Annotated in this window: 24 protein-coding genes and 1 tRNA gene; 14 read left to right on the plus strand and 11 right to left on the minus strand. The window is 34.5% G+C overall.

The window, feature by feature from the left end; translation table 11 throughout:
* The first annotated feature begins 76 nt into the window (after positions 1-76).
* On the plus strand, positions 77-463 hold the full coding sequence (locus tag ACMT7R_RS02185; RefSeq protein ID WP_415309801.1) for a response regulator: 387 nt from the start codon (positions 77-79) through the stop codon (positions 461-463).
* Positions 464-732: 269 nt separating this feature from the next.
* The gene (locus tag ACMT7R_RS02190) at positions 733-1,734 is read left to right on the plus strand and encodes a TIGR03557 family F420-dependent LLM class oxidoreductase (RefSeq protein WP_415309802.1); all 1,002 of its coding nucleotides are present in this window, start codon (positions 733-735) and stop codon (positions 1,732-1,734) included.
* Positions 1,735-1,760: 26 nt separating this feature from the next.
* Here the strand turns inward: ACMT7R_RS02190 and ACMT7R_RS02195 are convergent, their stop codons facing one another.
* Positions 1,761-1,925 (minus strand): hypothetical protein, encoded by a 165-nt coding sequence (locus tag ACMT7R_RS02195; RefSeq protein WP_415309803.1) that lies wholly within the window; start codon positions 1,923-1,925, stop codon positions 1,761-1,763.
* Between the two features lie 545 nt (positions 1,926-2,470).
* Between ACMT7R_RS02195 and ACMT7R_RS02200 the strand changes: the two genes are divergently transcribed.
* Positions 2,471-2,737 carry a hypothetical protein gene (locus ACMT7R_RS02200; protein ID WP_415309804.1) on the plus strand — a complete coding sequence of 89 codons (267 nt, stop codon included), beginning with the start codon at positions 2,471-2,473 and terminating at the stop codon, positions 2,735-2,737.
* A 217-nt stretch (positions 2,738-2,954) separates the two neighbouring features.
* On the opposite strand, the gene ACMT7R_RS02205 is transcribed toward ACMT7R_RS02200, so the two are convergent.
* Positions 2,955-3,054: transfer RNA gene (locus ACMT7R_RS02205), tRNA-Asp, on the minus strand.
* A gap of 116 nt (positions 3,055-3,170) precedes the next feature.
* On the opposite strand from ACMT7R_RS02205, the gene ACMT7R_RS02210 reads away from it, so the two are divergent.
* The 8 genes from ACMT7R_RS02210 (at position 3,171) to ACMT7R_RS02245 (ending at position 8,751) form a co-directional block, all read left to right on the plus strand.
* Positions 3,171-3,980 (plus strand): helix-turn-helix transcriptional regulator, encoded by an 810-nt coding sequence (locus tag ACMT7R_RS02210; RefSeq protein WP_415309805.1) that lies wholly within the window; start codon positions 3,171-3,173, stop codon positions 3,978-3,980.
* A 76-nt stretch (positions 3,981-4,056) separates the two neighbouring features.
* Entirely contained in the window at positions 4,057-4,287 is a 231-nt protein-coding gene (locus ACMT7R_RS02215) for an Lrp/AsnC family transcriptional regulator (RefSeq protein ID WP_144728919.1), read from the plus strand.
* 93 nt (positions 4,288-4,380) lie between these two features.
* Positions 4,381-4,572, plus strand: a complete 192-nt coding sequence (locus ACMT7R_RS02220; RefSeq protein WP_415309806.1) for a hypothetical protein — start codon at positions 4,381-4,383, stop codon at positions 4,570-4,572.
* A gap of 45 nt (positions 4,573-4,617) precedes the next feature.
* Positions 4,618-5,649, plus strand: a complete 1,032-nt coding sequence (locus ACMT7R_RS02225; protein ID WP_415309807.1) for a rhomboid family intramembrane serine protease — start codon at positions 4,618-4,620, stop codon at positions 5,647-5,649.
* 180 nt (positions 5,650-5,829) lie between these two features.
* A complete protein-coding gene (locus ACMT7R_RS02230) occupies positions 5,830-6,444 on the plus strand; it encodes a twin-arginine translocation signal domain-containing protein (RefSeq protein ID WP_415309808.1) in 615 nt (204 codons plus the stop codon).
* Positions 6,425-8,062: a cytochrome b gene (locus ACMT7R_RS02235; protein WP_415309809.1), complete on the plus strand. Its 1,638-nt coding sequence runs from the start codon at positions 6,425-6,427 to the stop codon at positions 8,060-8,062. Before ACMT7R_RS02230 ends, ACMT7R_RS02235 begins: the two co-directional genes overlap by 20 nt.
* 211 nt (positions 8,063-8,273) lie before the next feature.
* Positions 8,274-8,498: a hypothetical protein gene (locus ACMT7R_RS02240; protein WP_415309810.1), complete on the plus strand. Its 225-nt coding sequence runs from the start codon at positions 8,274-8,276 to the stop codon at positions 8,496-8,498.
* A 13-nt stretch (positions 8,499-8,511) separates the two neighbouring features.
* On the plus strand, positions 8,512-8,751 hold the full coding sequence (locus ACMT7R_RS02245) for a plastocyanin/azurin family copper-binding protein (RefSeq protein ID WP_415310545.1): 240 nt from the start codon (positions 8,512-8,514) through the stop codon (positions 8,749-8,751).
* On the opposite strand, the gene ACMT7R_RS02250 is transcribed toward ACMT7R_RS02245, so the two are convergent.
* The 7 genes from ACMT7R_RS02250 to ACMT7R_RS02280 form a co-directional block, all read right to left on the minus strand.
* A complete protein-coding gene (locus ACMT7R_RS02250; protein ID WP_415309811.1) occupies positions 8,748-9,146 on the minus strand; it encodes a hypothetical protein in 399 nt (132 codons plus the stop codon). The two genes, ACMT7R_RS02245 and ACMT7R_RS02250, sit on opposite strands and share 4 nt — an antisense overlap.
* A gap of 78 nt (positions 9,147-9,224) precedes the next feature.
* Entirely contained in the window at positions 9,225-9,839 is a 615-nt protein-coding gene (locus ACMT7R_RS02255; RefSeq protein ID WP_415309812.1) for a hypothetical protein, read from the minus strand.
* 53 nt (positions 9,840-9,892) lie between these two features.
* Positions 9,893-10,168, minus strand: coding sequence for a hypothetical protein (locus tag ACMT7R_RS02260; protein WP_415309813.1), 276 nt, complete (start codon positions 10,166-10,168; stop codon positions 9,893-9,895).
* Positions 10,169-10,287: 119 nt separating this feature from the next.
* On the minus strand, positions 10,288-11,619 hold the full coding sequence (gene serS / locus ACMT7R_RS02265; RefSeq protein ID WP_415309814.1) for a serine--tRNA ligase: 1,332 nt from the start codon (positions 11,617-11,619) through the stop codon (positions 10,288-10,290).
* Positions 11,612-11,881, minus strand: coding sequence for a hypothetical protein (locus ACMT7R_RS02270; protein WP_415309815.1), 270 nt, complete (start codon positions 11,879-11,881; stop codon positions 11,612-11,614). The genes serS and ACMT7R_RS02270 overlap by 8 nt, the downstream gene beginning before the upstream one ends.
* Positions 11,874-13,397 (minus strand): hypothetical protein, encoded by a 1,524-nt coding sequence (locus ACMT7R_RS02275; RefSeq protein ID WP_415309816.1) that lies wholly within the window; start codon positions 13,395-13,397, stop codon positions 11,874-11,876. Before ACMT7R_RS02275 ends, ACMT7R_RS02270 begins: the two co-directional genes overlap by 8 nt.
* Before the next feature lie 3 nt (positions 13,398-13,400).
* A complete protein-coding gene (locus ACMT7R_RS02280) occupies positions 13,401-13,847 on the minus strand; it encodes a 30S ribosomal protein S15 (protein ID WP_415309817.1) in 447 nt (148 codons plus the stop codon).
* 96 nt (positions 13,848-13,943) lie between these two features.
* Between ACMT7R_RS02280 and ACMT7R_RS02285 the strand changes: the two genes are divergently transcribed.
* The 3 genes from ACMT7R_RS02285 (at position 13,944) to ACMT7R_RS02295 (ending at position 16,090) form a co-directional block, all read left to right on the plus strand.
* Positions 13,944-14,369, plus strand: coding sequence for a zinc ribbon domain-containing protein (locus ACMT7R_RS02285; RefSeq protein ID WP_415309818.1), 426 nt, complete (start codon positions 13,944-13,946; stop codon positions 14,367-14,369).
* A gap of 92 nt (positions 14,370-14,461) precedes the next feature.
* Positions 14,462-14,971, plus strand: a complete 510-nt coding sequence (locus tag ACMT7R_RS02290) for a hypothetical protein (protein WP_415309819.1) — start codon at positions 14,462-14,464, stop codon at positions 14,969-14,971.
* 171 nt (positions 14,972-15,142) lie between these two features.
* Positions 15,143-16,090 (plus strand): TIGR00269 family protein, encoded by a 948-nt coding sequence (locus ACMT7R_RS02295; protein ID WP_415309820.1) that lies wholly within the window; start codon positions 15,143-15,145, stop codon positions 16,088-16,090.
* Here ACMT7R_RS02295 and ACMT7R_RS02300 read toward each other — a convergent pair.
* Complete coding sequence (locus ACMT7R_RS02300; RefSeq protein WP_415309821.1) at positions 16,087-16,296, minus strand: hypothetical protein; 210 nt, start codon at positions 16,294-16,296, stop codon at positions 16,087-16,089. The two genes, ACMT7R_RS02295 and ACMT7R_RS02300, sit on opposite strands and share 4 nt — an antisense overlap.
* A gap of 162 nt (positions 16,297-16,458) precedes the next feature.
* Positions 16,459-16,902 carry an aconitase X swivel domain-containing protein gene (locus ACMT7R_RS02305; protein ID WP_415309822.1) on the minus strand — a complete coding sequence of 148 codons (444 nt, stop codon included), beginning with the start codon at positions 16,900-16,902 and terminating at the stop codon, positions 16,459-16,461.
* Between the last annotated feature and the right edge of the window lie 33 nt (positions 16,903-16,935).

Below are 16,935 nucleotides of genomic sequence, written 5' to 3' on the forward strand. Positions count from 1 at the left end.
TTGTACTTGATTACCAAAAGTATTATGGTTTATTAATGAATGATGTATTTGTACAGATGCAGAAGTGATTCGTATTATGATAATCGAAGACGAACAGGACTTGTTGAATCTTTACAAAGATTTTCTTATAAACAAGGGCTATTACATTTCTGTCACAAATACGACTGCATCCAATATTATGAGCGACTATGAAGAATTCAAACCCGACTTAGTGATACTTGATTACAAACTACCAGATGGTAAAAATGGACTCGAGGCTGCCAACGAAATCTTCAGCAATTACCCATTTGCATCTATCCTAATAATATCTGCTTACGATACCGTGAAACAGGCATTTAATGCTGAAAAAAGATTCATTACAAAAAATATAAAACTGCTAATAAAGCCGTTTAAATTATCAAAGCTAAATGAACTAACTATAGAGCTAGTTAACAGGCAGACCAACAAACATGTCAAAACCTGACTGTGATTAGATATTAGATCGGATACAATTAAGTTGACATAAATACGTAGAAATTTTACTTCACAATATCTATTTTAGGTATAACTTGATTGGATTAAATCAAATTAACTATTTTGACAAAAAAGCTTTAACCAAAATTGATTTAGTAGAACACACATTGCGATTCTTGGAAATTCCAGTATAACCACCTCGTCCATTCTTCTATTACTGACCATGTCTATTACAATCTAATAAAGAATCGTCACAAATACTATCTTAGACTGTGAAATATGACAAGAAGAATCAAGATTAGTATTCAAGCATCACACGAGCAATACCATCCAAGTGACCTATTAGAAGATGTACTATATATGGAAAAAAAGGGGATAAAACGCTGTTGGACAAGTGATCATTATATGCCCTGGTGGAATTCGGGGGCATCAGGAGGAGCAGCCTGGCCTTGGATGGGAGCTGCCCTCGCAAAGACTTGTGATTTGGTTTTAGGGACTGGAGTGACAGCTCCTATCTTAAGATATCATCCCGCTATTGTTGCTCAGGTTTTTGCAACTCTCGCAAGCATGTTTCCAAATAGGGTAATTCTTGGTTTAGGTAGAGGTGAGGCAATGAACGAAGTAACAAGTGGAAATGTTTGGCCCACCAATGCAGAACGGTTCGCAATGCTCCGTGAAGCTATCAAATTGATAAAAAAACTGTGGAAAGAAAAATGGGTTACCTTTACAGGTGAATATTACTGGGTGAAGGATTCACGATTGTACACGAAACCTGATGAACCTATACCAATTTATATTGCTGCAGCAGGAAAACAATCTGCAGAGCTGGCCGGTGAAGAAGGAAATGGCCTCATTACAACAGAGTCAAACATTGATAAAATAAGGAATAATCTAATACCTGCATTTGAGAAAGGGGAAGGAAAAAGGGAACAAGATCAAAAAGCCACCATCAATAAAGAAATAGTATTATTCATCCCTGCCTCATACGATGAAGATGAAGAAAAATCACTTCAATCGATTCGGTTTTGGAGAGGCTCAATGATCAAGGCATTCTTTGAAACTGACATACATGATCCTAGAAAAATTGAAGAAAATGGATTGATTATTGAAGATGATTCTTTGAAAAAGCATTTGTTTTTGATTAGCTCTGCAGAGGAGGCAATCAGGAAGATCTCTGCATTTGCCGATGCTGGAATTACCGAGATTGTACTGACAAATTCAAGTCCAAATAAGCAGAAATTAATCGACCTGTTGACAGATAGAATAATACCTAGTTTGTAGATATGATGACATCCTCGAGTTTAGAATTACCCTCCTCCACCATCTTTTCCACCAGCAGAATTTTCTACTTCTAGTTCCTTTAACTCTTCCTCTAATTCAGAGTCTGCTTTTGTTACCGGTTTTAACATCTCTTTCTTTAATTTGTCGCTAGTAGATGACTCTTGGTTTGATGTTTCGCTACTTTTATCCATACCAATAATGTCAATGTATCTTAGTTAAACTTTCAAACATGTGTTTCAATGTATTATTGTGATATTAACCACTGTCTGGATTTTGAGGAAAATCAATTGATCAAAATGATAATATGTCATCTGAAATGAAATTTTTTGATTTGGATTGCTAGGTATCACAGTCTATAAGGATTTTTAATGGGTAGGTTTATCAACATGAATTCCGGGGCATATCTTGTATTGACCAACACCGAAAATGTTGGAAATATTTGTTTTGGTCCTTTTAATTTTTCATCGAATATTAATCTAAAATATTTTTGTATGCTGAGAACAGCCTGTAATTTATTCTCTGGAACTTGGGTAGATCGGCATTACAAATACAGTTTTGTTTTGTTCAGAACCGTAATCTTCGATAAAGTTACTCCCTAACATCTTTAAATCCCGCCCCATCAGTTTGTTTCGTCTTTCATCAGCTTAAATAAGTGTGGAAATTAAGCGGAAGACTAATCATAGTCCGCAAATAGTCGCCTCTTAAAATTTATATAGGAAAAAATCTAGTTCTTTGCATGGTTAGTTATAAACCAATTTTAATAGCTGGTTTAGTCATGATTGTAGCAGGAGTTATTGGCGTAGCAATCACAGCCCCCGTTGTAATTAACGATGCTATACCTGATACAGAATTCAATATTCAGTCTCCACCTACTGAAACAGAGTTTCGTAATCCGATGGTTGATGCAGAGGTAATTTCTGTATTTTTGGTTATTGCTGGATGGATTGTAGCCATGTTTGGTTGGGATATGAAAAAGACTAGAAAGGCTCTAATTCCACCTTAATTTTAATTCAAATCTGAATTAACCAATTTTAATTTTCCTGACAGTTTTTTGCCTGCGATTTTTTTGATAAATCTATAATACTTTAAAACGAAAAGAACATACTGGGATCAAACCGAATTTAAAAACAAGTATTTGAATTTGGATTCAACAAGTTCAATACGTTACCCATCATTATTTTTTGAAACTAGAACAAAATATTAAGATGATTTTGAAAAAGCGCCCGGGCCGGGATTCGAACCCGGGTCAAGGGAGTGACAGTCCCCCATACTGGACCGGACTTTACAATGCGCTTGTGTGCATTTCTATACTACCCGGGCACTATAATTTTCGTAAAGGCAAAACCAATTAAAACGTTTTGTTTTAAATTATCTTGAATTACTAATAGTACTACAAATTTATCAAGTTTAAATCCCAGGTACTATAAACCTAGATTATGCTTAGCCAGTCTGGTGACGATTTTCAATCAGTGTTCTTTGAACTTGCAGGAGACTTGCGTATCTATATGCTCCTAAAACTGTCATCTAAACCTTATAGATTATCCCAATTGGCCACAGATTTAAACGCAACTATGCAAGAATCCCACCGGAATATCAATAGATTAATAGATTCAAAACTGGTCAAGAAAACTGGAGAAGGCGAACTGTTGCTTACTCCTTATGGTGAAATAATTGTATCACTTATTCCAAATTTTAATTTTCCATTCAAACATAAGGACTATTTTCAGGAGCATACACTTAGCAATCTTCCGTTAAAATTTATCCAAAGAATCGGTTCGCTCAATAATTGTGAAGTGGTAGTTGGCGTTATGGCAGTCCTTCAACGCTGGAAGGCAGTTTATAGCAACTCTCAGGAATACATCAGGGAAGTGATATCCCAAGTACCAATCGATCTTATAGAAACGATTGCTGAAAGAGTCAACAATAATGTAAAGTTTAGCTATATTTTCCCAGCAGACGTTGTAATCCCAAGGGGGAGGACTGAAATACTCAAAAAACTCGGTTGGAAGAATTTTGTTTCTAAAGGAATAGTGGAACGACGAATGGTAGACAAAATCAATATAGTTACGATATTTAATGAAAGAGAATCGTGTATTTCCTTTCCAACATTAAAAGGAGAACCGGATCTAAATGTAATGTTTTACAGCAAAGATAGATCATTTCATGAATGGTGCAAAGATTTTTTCGAATATGAGTGGACCAAGGCCAAGCTTTTTGACGAGTCCAAACTTAGTCCAGAAATATAATAACATGTATATGCTCCGTAGATTACAATTTGGATGATATCACATTTTTATATTTGTTATATTATTAATTTGATATATGCCAGAAGCTTTTGTGCTTATGAATGCAGAATTAGGAAGTGAAGAATCAATTGTGAATGAGTTAAAGAAGATAGATTTAGTAAAACATGTTTATCAGGTTTATGGCGTATATGATATTGTAGCACTTGTTGAGGGTGAAAGCATGGACAAAGTAAAAGAAACTATAACATGGAAGCTTAGAAAACTCAATGGTGTGAAATCTACTCTGACTATGATAGTTATGGAGTGATCTCCATCTTCTTCGATAAACACTCGATCTGATACAATACGGGATAGTTTCTAGATAGCAACTTTAATCTACATCTTTATTTTTTATCTATTTATGAAATTATTCTCCAAGAAAAAAGATAATAAGGATACTGAAAAAAAAGGCGCTAAAGTATCTAATCAGAAGAAGTGCAAGCATTGTGATATGATGTTTGACGATGATGAAAGATTACGACGTCATGTGAGAAAGGCTCATAACGAAAGGGGTGGAGACATGCCAAATTTAAACCCGTTTGGACCAAGCTAATACAACTATGGTTTAAATTTACAATAATTATAAACTAATGTTGTCATGTTCCCAATCCATGATGATACTCCTAGAGTAAATGGGCGACCAATTGTTAATTATGGTTTAATCGGTGTCAATATAATTATTTTTATTTATGAAGTGATACTCACAGGAAATTTTTCAAATAGGATTGTACTAAGTGAGCTATATTCTAACTACGGTTCTATTCCTGATTTGATTTTATCAGGACAGAATTTAGGATCGCTTTTTAGCTCAATGTTTATGCATGGTAGTATAGCCCACCTTTTGGGAAACATGTTTTTCCTTTATGTTTTTGGAGACAACTTGGAGGATAGGTTTGGCCATTTTAGGTATCTATTGTTATATCTCTTCTGGGGAGTTATGGCCTCTATTGCTCATAGTGTTTATGCTATTTCTACAGGTGAAGGTGCTATTCCTGCAATAGGTGCATCTGGTGCAATATCTGGTGTTTTAGGTGCATACTTGATATTTTTTCCACATGCAAAAATACATACCATTATCTTTGCCTTTTTTATTACTACGGTGAGGATTCCGGCAATAGCCTATATTCCTTTCTGGTTTATCATGCAACTCATTTTTGCTCTTATAGGTCAATCTGGGGGAGTCGCTTATCTTGCTCACATTGGGGGGTTTTTGATCGGGTTGATATCTGCGTACCTGTGGAAATTCTTATCAAGTTATCTCTTTGGTCGGCGATCATATGAGAATCGATACTACAAACCAGGGACTATGAAAACACCAAGAGCAGCATTTGGTATGAGTCGTATTGACACAAACCATATGAATCCTACCAACTTGAACAGCAGGGATAGAAGACTAAATCCTGAGATAATTTCTGGAGAAAATTTTGTTGATGTAATATTTGAAGACAAAAACGTTCTGTCAAGCTATCAGATAGAAGCTAGTTTTGACAAAGAAAGACAGATTCTAACGATACACAATCTAGTTACTAATAGGGATTATAGCATTTCTATTCCTCAGCTGCAGAATAAGAACTACTTTGTCTCAAACATATCGGTAATAAATGGAATAGTTCGGATAAGACTTGACTAATATAAAAATCAATTATTAGTGCAAAGGTAAAAAGCTGAAAATTCCGGTTATCTTTATCCACATAGAACAAAATCAAAATATGCTCAAGAATATTCTCCAGCTTGATTGTGACTATAGTGTCTCCACAAGAGAAACCTAAATAAAGATTTATAAGATATCTTTTTACATTTTTTAAGTATAATGTCTCAACGACAACCTCCAAAAGTTGACGGAGGAAAGATTTCACGTAGAGATTTTTTGAAATTGCTTGCAGCTGCAGGCACAGTCATGACATTTACACCTTTTGTTGAATGGGGAAAGTTTTTACCTAATCCTAGAGAGGCTGCCGAAGAGAGAGCGAAAGTGGTATTGCCCGACGGAAGCCAAGCAAATGTAAATTCATTCAAGGTTAATCATGCCGAAGCTATAGTTTATCCACTGTCAGAAGATCCTGTATTAAATGAAGAAGCCTTTCGAACATGGCAATTTATTAGACTGCCACCAGAGCTAGGTGGCGAAAAGAATGACGCTTCTGCTTTTAGAATGTATAGTATGGTGTGCTTACACTTATGGTGCCTGTGGAAATACTGGCCCGAAGATGGTAGAAAACGTGGAGAATGTCCATGTCATGGATCAATGTACGATCCTTTGACTGGTGAAGCATTCGCAGGCCCCGCAGCACTTCAAGCTCCTCCATCGAATGTATTGCCAAGTTTGGACCTAGAGGTCGATGATGAGGGTAACATCTGGATAAAACCACCTAATTGGACTCCGTCAGGCAATGGGGTTGTCGGATATGGGCGCTTCCTTACATAGTCAAGATAATAGCCTTGTAAGGCTATTCAAATGGATCTACGCCGGGTTCGATAGGACTATATTTATGGGGTTGAAGTTTACACTTCCAACCAAATTTGTAAGCCCGTTAGGATTTCTCGGAATGTTAACTTTTGTAGTTTTTATCATTTTGGGTATTACCGGAGCTTTCCTCATGCTTTGGTATGAGCCAATATTGGATAGAGCATGGGATAGTGTTAGCAAGATTAATGATACAATCCCCTACGGTTTTCACATGAGAAATATCCATTATCATGCTTCAAATGCAATGGTTATGCTCGCAATCTTACACATGTATTACCAGTTCTTTAGTGGTAGATATAAGATCCGAAATGAAATGCTTTGGGTAACGGGGATCTTACTAGGGGTTCTGACAATTCTAGAGGCCTTTACTGGTTATGATATCATATTTAGTGAAAGAGCAGAACTGGCAATTTCTATAGCGGCGTCTCTTACAAATTCTATTCCTATCCTGGGGCCCGATATGATGAATGCCTTCTTCGGGTCTGGCTTTCATGATTTCGTACTTCGGTTCTATGCATTCCATGTTTTCTTCTTACCCATAGTGCTCCTAGGTTTAATGGTAGTTCATTTCCCACGATTTTTGGTATTTGATGTCCCAATGGTAATGGCCGTATCAGGAGCGATCATGTTGACTGGGGGCGTTTTTCCTATTGATATGGGACTTAAATTCGATCCTAATGTACCACCTGGCATAACTGTGCCTGAGTGGTATCTGACTGGTCTGTATGCCTTTTTGAGGAGTCAGTTTGATAAGTTTACAACTGGAGTAGCTTGGCCAGGATTATTCATATTCACTTTGCTGATAATTCCATTCATTGATAAATATAAGAAATTCTCATGGAAGGATCGGCCAATTATTACGGCCTTGGGGATTACTAGTATCGCGCAGATTATTATTACCACTTACTGGGGGTTCTACATAGACCCGGACAGGACAAAATCTCTGCTAGAAAGACTAGTTATTGATCCTATATTTCTGTACACTGTAATGGTTCTGCTAGTTCCGCTTTCATTTGGATTTACGTACTTGATGATAAAACTGGCAAAGAATGCAGAAGCAAATGCAAAGAAGCAAAAGCCGCCTGAAAAGAATCCCATCCAACTTCCTTCCAAATGGTTGTACATCCTGTTTATCGTCCTGATAGGATTTCAAGTATATTTGAATATAGCTGCCTACTATGCAGTCCTAAATGGAATGAAGAACTATTCGCTCTTCCTGATAGGGATATTAATGTTGGTGTTTGCTGGTATGTTCCATTTGTATAGATATGGAAGAGGGCTGTCAAAATCAAATGTTGAAGTTGTCACCTCTAAGAAACGCAAGTTCATATTCCCGTCTTTTGGATCAACCCCGAGAAAGGCAATATCTTCTGATAGTTCAATTAAAGAATTGTCTGATGTTTCGTCTCCATCTGATACGCCAAAAGATAAAATTATAGAAGAAAGTGAGCCCGTGCCATTACCTGAAATTAAATCCACCAAACAGACTACTTCAGCAAATATTCCTGAATCTATATTAGAGAAGGATAATTTTGCAGTTAAAGGTTCAGCAAATTTGAATGCGGATAAAAAATAATCAGCTGACATAGTATGGAACTTACGAATGCAATTCGCGGAGAGATATTACGCTGATTATTATATCTCTAGTTACTTTCAACTAGTCTGTCAGATACCTTTCTTTTGAGAAATAAAATATCTCTTAAACAGGTCCAGACATCTGCAATTTTCCTTCTTGATTTTTCTTAATAAACAAAATATTTATTATCGTATATGAAAATAAAACTCAATTGGAAAAAGTAAAGAAACAGTCCCAAATTGGTGGGATTAGTATTATTTCCTTCGTAGTAATTGTTACGATTAGTTTATCCTATTATCAATTTGTTTATACTCCTGCAATAAATGCAAAACCAGACGTTGCCGAGGAAATCTTAAACCCATCTGGTACAACCGCTATATCAATTGTAGAAGGATCTTCTCTGCCGGCAAATCCAAATTTCTTTTCTCCCAACTGAGGTACGTGCATCACTGGGACTTTCAAACAAAGTTGTTTGGACCAATAATGATGTAACAGCACACACAGTAACTACCGACAATAATTATGAAGATCCTATAAATGGACGGTTTGATTCTCTAGCAACTATTGGTTTAATTCCTCCACAGGGTACATACGAATTTACGTTTACTCAGCGAGGTGAATATATGTATCATTGCGAACCACATCCGTGGATGACTGGAAAGGTTGATGTAGAACCGAGTTTTGGCTAACCTAAACCATTATTTTTTATTCGAATAAATTTTACGGCGGATCCTATTTCTTTATGTTCTTGAATAAGGGTCGCCCTAAACTTTGCTGTAGAATTATCTTTTATGGGTTTATGTTGCGTAGAAACTTTGAATTCTATTTTTTTAGGATCTAATATCTCCTTTTTCATGATAGAAAGCCGGGCATAGGGATGGTTGATCTTTTTTCCCTGTAATTCTACATAGGAAAAAACATCTGATGAATCCTCGATCTGAGAATTGATACTTATGCTATCATATCTTCCATCATAAACAATCGATACCTTGCCGATTAGAGGTTGACCACTTTGAGTTTCTTCATTCTCAAAAGTTAGACTTATCATGTTTGGATCTCTTTCGACACTATTAGTTTTCCCCATGATCTAAACTTCAGGAGACTTAGTTTTTTAGTTTTGTGGGATCTTCTTTAGTTAACTAAACAACATACAACTGATGAATCACAGAGTTCTCCATATTCTCTTGTCAACATCAAAGATGAATACGTAAAGTTGAATATTTGTCCCAAAATGTCTATGATTTTGTTGATCTCTTCCTCCATAGTGAACAGAGTCTTTCTTAACCATTGATTTGTTGGGCGGAGACTCATCGGCCGCATTATAAAATTTTTTGGTTTGCTTGGATAACTCTGCAATATTTTCAATTGCTATTTCAATCCTTTCTAATCCTTTGATGAATTCATTATGATTTTTATGTCTCAGCAGAAAAATCATACTTCTAAAAAATAAGAGTTCGATCTTGTCTTTTATATCTTCATCCTGATATTGAGGCTCTTCAAAGTAATCTGTTATGGTTAATTTAAACTGCAACCCTTTATTACCTCTCCTCTTCTTGATATTTTTGATAATATCTATGAAGATGTTCCATTTGTCTATGGACATACTATTAAAAAATTCATCAGAGATATTTTTTATGAATTCGATTTCCAGGATACTAGCACAATCGCTATTTTTTTGAAGATACGATTCGATAACTTCATAATTATTAAAGTTATTCTTGATAGTTTCGATTTCACCTAGGGATAGACCCCAATGACTAATTATGACTTGATACAATTCATAAAATGAAAATTAAAAATTATTAAAAGTAATAAAAAGAGGATCTATATTTACCAATGATGCTTTTCGTCAGGCATTAATCCTATTTGCTCTTTTTGGAAATATTTCTCTAATTCTTGGGTCCACTTTTCTTTTGATGATTGACCACCAAGACCTTTTCTTCTTAGCCAGAATGAAATTGCACCTAACAAAAATACTCCAAATAACATAGTTCCAAATATGTAAATCATCACATCATAGAACAATGGGTCGTATTGTGGCCCGATCTGTAGGCCAAAGTTTTGGAACATACTACTTGTTTGAGACAGTACGTTTAACAAGCTCATTATATTATGAGCCTGACAACTAGGATATATATATTTTGGTTGCCTATTTTTACAAAACAGTATTTTAATTATATCATTTCATTAAACTGTATTCTATCCAATTCCATACCAACCAAAAATTAATTAATTTTTTTGCCCCCTATTTCTTCTAAATTATCCATATATTTTCTCAATACATTTGGAATAGCTATAGTTCCACGTGGAGTTTGATTGTTTTCCAGTATGGCAACTATGGTTCTCTGAACCGCTACTAAGGTACTATTTAGCGTATGCACCAGAGTTGTTTCATCATTTGGATTGTCTCTAAATCTTATTTTTAGACTTCTTGCTTGATAATCTGTGCAATTGGAACAGGAGCAAATCTCTCTATATGATTCTTGTACTGGGAACCAAGCTTCAATATCATAAGTTTTTGCAGATACTTTTCCAAGATCTCCTGAACACAATACTATGGTTCTAAAAGGAATTTCTAGCAACTCATAAAATCTTTCTGTTATTTGTAAGAGTTTCTCATGTTCCTTCCAGGAATCCTCGGGTTTGCAGAAAATGAATTGCTCTACCTTTTCGAATTGATGTACTCTAAATAATCCTTTCATGTCTTTACCATGTGCACCAGCTTCTTTTCTAAAACATGAGCTAACTCCCGCATATTTGATCGGCAGATCTTTTCCATCAATAATTTCATCCATATGCATCGAAGCCATAGGATGTTCCGATGTTCCAATCAAGTACAGATCCTCATTTTCAACCTTGTAAATTGTTTCTTCAAAATCACTTAGAATAACAGCCCCCTCCATAGCTTCTCTCCTTATAAGAAAAGGGGGCTGAATTGCAGTATATCCTAATCTTGTTAAATAATCTAGGGCAAAGTTAGACAATGCCATGCTTAGTCTTACCAATTCGTTTTTTAGTATGTAAAACCGAGAACCTGATATTTTACCTGCTCTTTCAAAATCAACCAAATCAAGTTCACTAACAAGATCGGTATGACTTTTTCTCTTAAAATTAGACACGTCTTTCGGCTCGTCGAATATATTATTATTAGAAAACTTGGAGCCATCCATATCCAATTCATATTTTCTGATTACTACATTTTCAGCTTCGTCCTTTCCAATGGGAACGCTCTCATGTGGAAAGTTAGGCAAACTATTGATATAATTTAGATATATTTCTTCATTTTCTCGGCCTTCTTCTTCTACTCGTTTAATCTGCTGTCCAATTTCTTCCATTTGGTTGAAACTAGATGCTGCACTTTCATTCTTCTTCTTTGCTGTGGCAATTTCTTTAGCTAGTATGTTTTTTTGATGTTTCAAGTTTTGTAGTTCAACTATTAGATTTCTTCTTTTCTTATCAGAGTCCATCAAACCATCTATCGGGAAGTTAATATTTCTTTTGATTAGCATTTCTTTAACCATTTCTGGATTTTCTTTAATGATTTTTGAATCAATCAATACTTATCACATTCCTAACTAATGAAATATGTTCCATGATCTCATCAATTGTGTTGACTAAAGTGTTAATATTATTTTCTCTGTTTTCGCCTTGGGTAAACCTTATGTACAGTAAAAAATCTCTTTGATCTATTCTCATATCCAGGTTCATGAAAGCAGGTATACCAATATTATCTGAAATCAGTGAATTGTAAATTACAATTGCTTCGCTTTCATTGCTACATTTCATCACTATTTCGGTTTCGACGGAAAGGCTATGCAATTCTGGCATTCATAACTATTTTTTTTAAATTTGATAAAAAGACTTCTGACTCACTAACAGGAACTATAATTTCTATATTATTCTCTCCATTATCGGACAAATATTTCGATCTAGAATGATCAATATTCGACAAATCTTGATTTTCTGTAAACTTGCCGATTTTGTTTCTTATCGTTTCCGAGTCTAAATTAACGGTACCTCCATTAATCAAAGTATATTTGTACATTTCCATATTTTCAGTCCCTGTCGTTCTTAGACAAACAATCTTATCAGAAAATGATATCGATGCTCCTATTAGGTTAGCAAATTGATCGATGTCCTTTTCATCTATTACACCCTCACCATTTATGAATACAATTTCTTTTTCTTCGTAGAATCTCCATTTTTCTCCAAAAATTTTTGATCCTATTTTTTTGATTATTCTTTTATCGTCTTGAATCTGATTCTGAACTTCGGTTACCAAATCATATCTATCTCCAAGTGATATTGCTAATGCAATTCCAAATTTTTTTCTCCTAATACAGGATTCCAAAACTCTTGCGAATGAATGGGCCTCTTTAAGAAAGCTGTTTGATTCTTCGTTTGTGAGTATGTAGCCAAAGGTCAGTAGTTTGTCTCGCACATTTTTACTAGTAATTGCACCGTTGCTGTCCTGAATTTTCTGTAAAGACTCTTTTTCGACAAATTTTTCAATCGACTTTACTATTTTGTCAAAATCTTCATCTTCAAATTCATCCAAATACTTCATTCTCTTTTTTTCCGTGAATACTATACCAGATTCTTTCAGGACTTCTATACAAGCTTGTTTGTTCCAAGTTAACCCTCTAATGAAATAAGATGTGTTGTTCTCCAGCGCATCAACGATAGTAGTAGTTTGTCTATCAACAAAAATTAAGCCTTTTTTCCTCTCTATCAGATCCAATGTTATGGCAGTTTGCAAAATTTGCTCACTGGCCTCATCGAACTTTTTCCTATTTATTTTTGAGAATTTCGAAATTTCTGCTACTATGGGTAAATATGCTCTTTGGGTTATTTTCCTGTCAAAAGGCTTTAGCAGATAATATACAACCGCTGATATTGTAGATATAATATTAAAGTCTGAGTTGTTATTTAATTTATTAATATTAATGTACGAATGGTTTTCTTTTTCATTCATATTTTCTTGGCCATCTAGTATTCTATCTGAGTTTATGAATAAAAAATAACTATCTTGTGCTATTGGATCAATTACATCATTAAAAATACTTGAATCAAAATCAAGAAAGACGTATGAATCATGTTTTTCTTCAATCAAACATTTTATGCTATCCTTTAGTTTCAAATAATTTAAGGAATCTAAACATCTTATGATAGCGCTACCTCCGATACGTTTGATAGAGTCAAATAATATTGAACTACTTGTAACACCGTCTACAGTCGAATTAGAGACAATGAAAATAACTTTCTTTTGTTCTACCTGTTCTTGTAATCGTTTGCCAGTTGATAATAAGAGGGATTCAATTTTTTTATCATCCATTCTCTATTCTAATTTGGCTATTACTGATGCATATTTCCAATCTTTTGATACTTTGCCAACTCTTTTATAATACCTTGATAACCTGTGAATTTTTGATTCTATTAATTCAAGCGATCTAACATTTCGTTTATCACTATTGTGCACATTCAAATGCTTTTGTAACCCTAAAGCCTTGCGAACTAATTTCTCTAAATCCTCTGGCATGGCTCTTTTAATATCGTTCTCTTCCAAGATTTGAGTTATGGTTTTTCCAATAATCGGCTTTACTAACGGGACTGCAAATTCATCCCTTAATCTTAAACCAATCTCGCTAGCAGACATTCCATCCTTGCCAAAGTCTACTATTGACTTTATTATTTCCTGGCTTCCTATAGTCCAAGATGGTGCATTTTTAGAAGTTGGCCTAATTGAATGTGATTTCCCGTGTGTGTGGGCGTGGGTTCGTGCCATATGTCTCTATATTGTATAAAAAACTACACATCTTAAATGTTATTATTTTTATATTAACATAAAAGTTATATAATTCCTATCTGAGTAAATTTTAATATGAATAAGGCACACTTAATGGTAGCGGCTTTTTCATTGGTAATGGGTTCAATACTATTATTACCAGCATTAAATATTGCATTTGCACAATATGGAAGTCAGGGTGAAATTGGCAGCGCAACTCTAGAAGAACAACTTCAACTGGCAAAAGAAAAATTAACAAATGCTCAACAACAGGGTGCATACGGTTCTGGTACAGCAATGTTTGGTACTAATTTGGATAACACAGTATTAATGATAATAATAATTACTGTAATTATGGGTGGTATTTCAGCCGCATTCTTTGCTGCTGGTGGAAGTGGTAGGAAACGAGCGGTTACTGCTAGTACTGACGGTAGTTATACGAGCGGAAAATTCTGTACAAACTGTGGAACCCAACTTGGTGATAGCCAAAAGTTCTGCGGAAACTGTGGAACAAAAGCCTAATTTTTTTTTATTTTGTCCATATAACGGATTTATATGGAATTTAATGGTTAATTATGGTAAAGTTTATAAGAAACAGTTAACTAGTTATACATATGAGTAAAGAAATTAAAAATACAAATACAGATGTATCAAATACCATGGAAAAAAATGTATCATCATACATAAACCTCACTGAACAATCAGTCGAAAAGACTTTGGACACCATTAAAGAAAACATGATAAAATCTATAGACGAATATGTGAAAATTCAGCCACGTTTCTTACAATCAGTATCTGATTTCCAATTGGAAGTTATTCAATCATCAAAAGATGTTATCAATAAAACCATTGCACATCAAAAGGGATTGATCAAAGAATTTGTCAATGTTTCACAGGCACAACCAAATGAAACTTATCAACAATTATTTAACAAGACTAATGAAAATGTAGATAACTTTGTAAAGGCTTTTACTGCAGGTAATCAATTTAATTTTGATGCTATAGATACAACTCGAGAAAATGTAAAGCTTTATAATAAAGCCTTGGATGCTTTTACAGATTATAGCACAAATACATTCAATGCCTGGACTGCTTTCGCAAGATCATTTTACAGAAATAAATAAAAACACAACTTGATTTGCTCGAACGAATCGGGCTCTCCTTTTTTTGAAGTTTTTCACTAATTAATAGATGTTTTAAAGTTGGGGTTTGACCAAATCTTATTTTAACGATAAAAATTAAATGGGACAAGAATTTAACATTTTTAAATTGTCTTGATTTATGATTTCAGTGCCATGGTACCGACATGTAACAAGTGCAATCAGAAGAAAGCCGTTTATCATCGTCCGTACTCTGGAGAAACTCTTTGTAAATCGTGTTTCATGAAATCTATCGAGAAGAAGACTTTGCAAACTATCTCTAAATACTCTATGATCAAGTTCAATCAAAAGATAGCTGTAGGTGTATCAGGAGGCAAGGACAGCCTTACTTTGTTACATATCCTAAAAAAGATCTCAAAACGTAACAATAATGAGATTGTTGCAATTACAATCGATGAAGGTATAGAAGGTTACCGCAATGAATCTTTTTCCATAGTAAAGAACTTTTGTAAAGAAAAGGATATTTCGTTAAGTATTTTTGGTTATAAAGATCTTTTTGGCTCTAGCATGGATGATGCCATTAAAGAAAGACAATCCAATAAATTCAGTTCATGTTCTATTTGTGGTACATTTAGGCGAAGAGCCTTGGATATAGCTAGTCAATATGTGAACGCAGAAGTACTTGCAACTGCTCATAATTTAGATGATTACCTGCAGACATATATGATAAACTTGTTCTCAGGAGACGTGAGCAGAATTGGATGGATGTATCCACAACCAATCGAGTATAACAATGGATTAAAAAAGATAAAACCCTTCGTAGAATTATATGAAAGCGAGATCGTATTTTATGCATTTCATAGTGGAATAGAGTTTCAAACAGAACAATGTCCCTATATGAACGAAAGCATTCGTTCAGAATTTCGATTATTTTTCAATGAATTAGAAAAAATTCATCCTGGAATTAAATACAATTGTTTTAAATCTATGAATAAGATATCAAAGATTGTAAAAACTTCAGAGAAAAATGAGCCTGTCAAAAATAGTTGTATAAATTGTGGAGAAACCTCTTCTAATAATATTTGTTCAGTCTGTACAACTATACAGATGCTAAACAGGAACAAAAAAAATTTTTATAATTAGAAATTACTTTTCTTTTCTTTTTTCGACGATTGCCACCAGTCCAAGTAATCTTCGCTTTTGTTATTTTGTTCTCTTGCATTTATTTTTTCATGTAATTCTTCAAATTTCTCTCTGGGCGCAAAAAGACCACAGCTTCTGCATATGAAGTTCTTTGTAACAGAATCAAAACCAAGACTGCCTCCACATTCGGGACAAAATTTGACCAATAATTTATTATATAACGATCTATACAAAAACGTTTTGAATTAACTGAAAAGTCTGATCGTTTGTGCGTCTCGACACATGGATTTTTATCCTCATTCCATACTATAAGGTCAGTTCGCCCATCGAAAACCATGTGTCGAGACATTTTTAATGAAAAGTACGGCCTATAAAGATTTTTTCAGATCGATACTAATAATCTCACTTTCTGTATCCATTTGGATCTCAATTTCGTTTCTACAAAACGAATTATCATTAATAAATTCAATCAATCTATTATAGTTGTCACTGTCGATCAAAGCTAACGGAATATTCGATATAGCACAGCCAGAAGCGGTAGTTATGTCTGCCTTGTTGGTACATATTATTCCCTTGGGGCTATTAGTATTGCACTTCAAAGAAAATATGGTGTACGCGCCTACACTACTTCCTATGGAATTTGGAAAGACAAGTATTTTGTCTCTAAGGTGATCTCTTTCTTGACTATCTTTACTGATTGAAATCTCACCAGTCTTCGTGTTTACCATTCCAAGAAAATTTAGAGGCTCATTTAGTAATAAAACTGAACCCCTAGCTTTACCTCTAACTATTCTTTTGCAAGTTAATTTCAAATCAGACTCAACACCAGTCTATAGTCCAGATGA

The sequence above is a fragment of the Candidatus Nitrosocosmicus sp. FF01 genome, from assembly GCF_047711275.1.
GTDB lineage: Archaea > Thermoproteota > Nitrososphaeria > Nitrososphaerales > Nitrososphaeraceae > Nitrosocosmicus.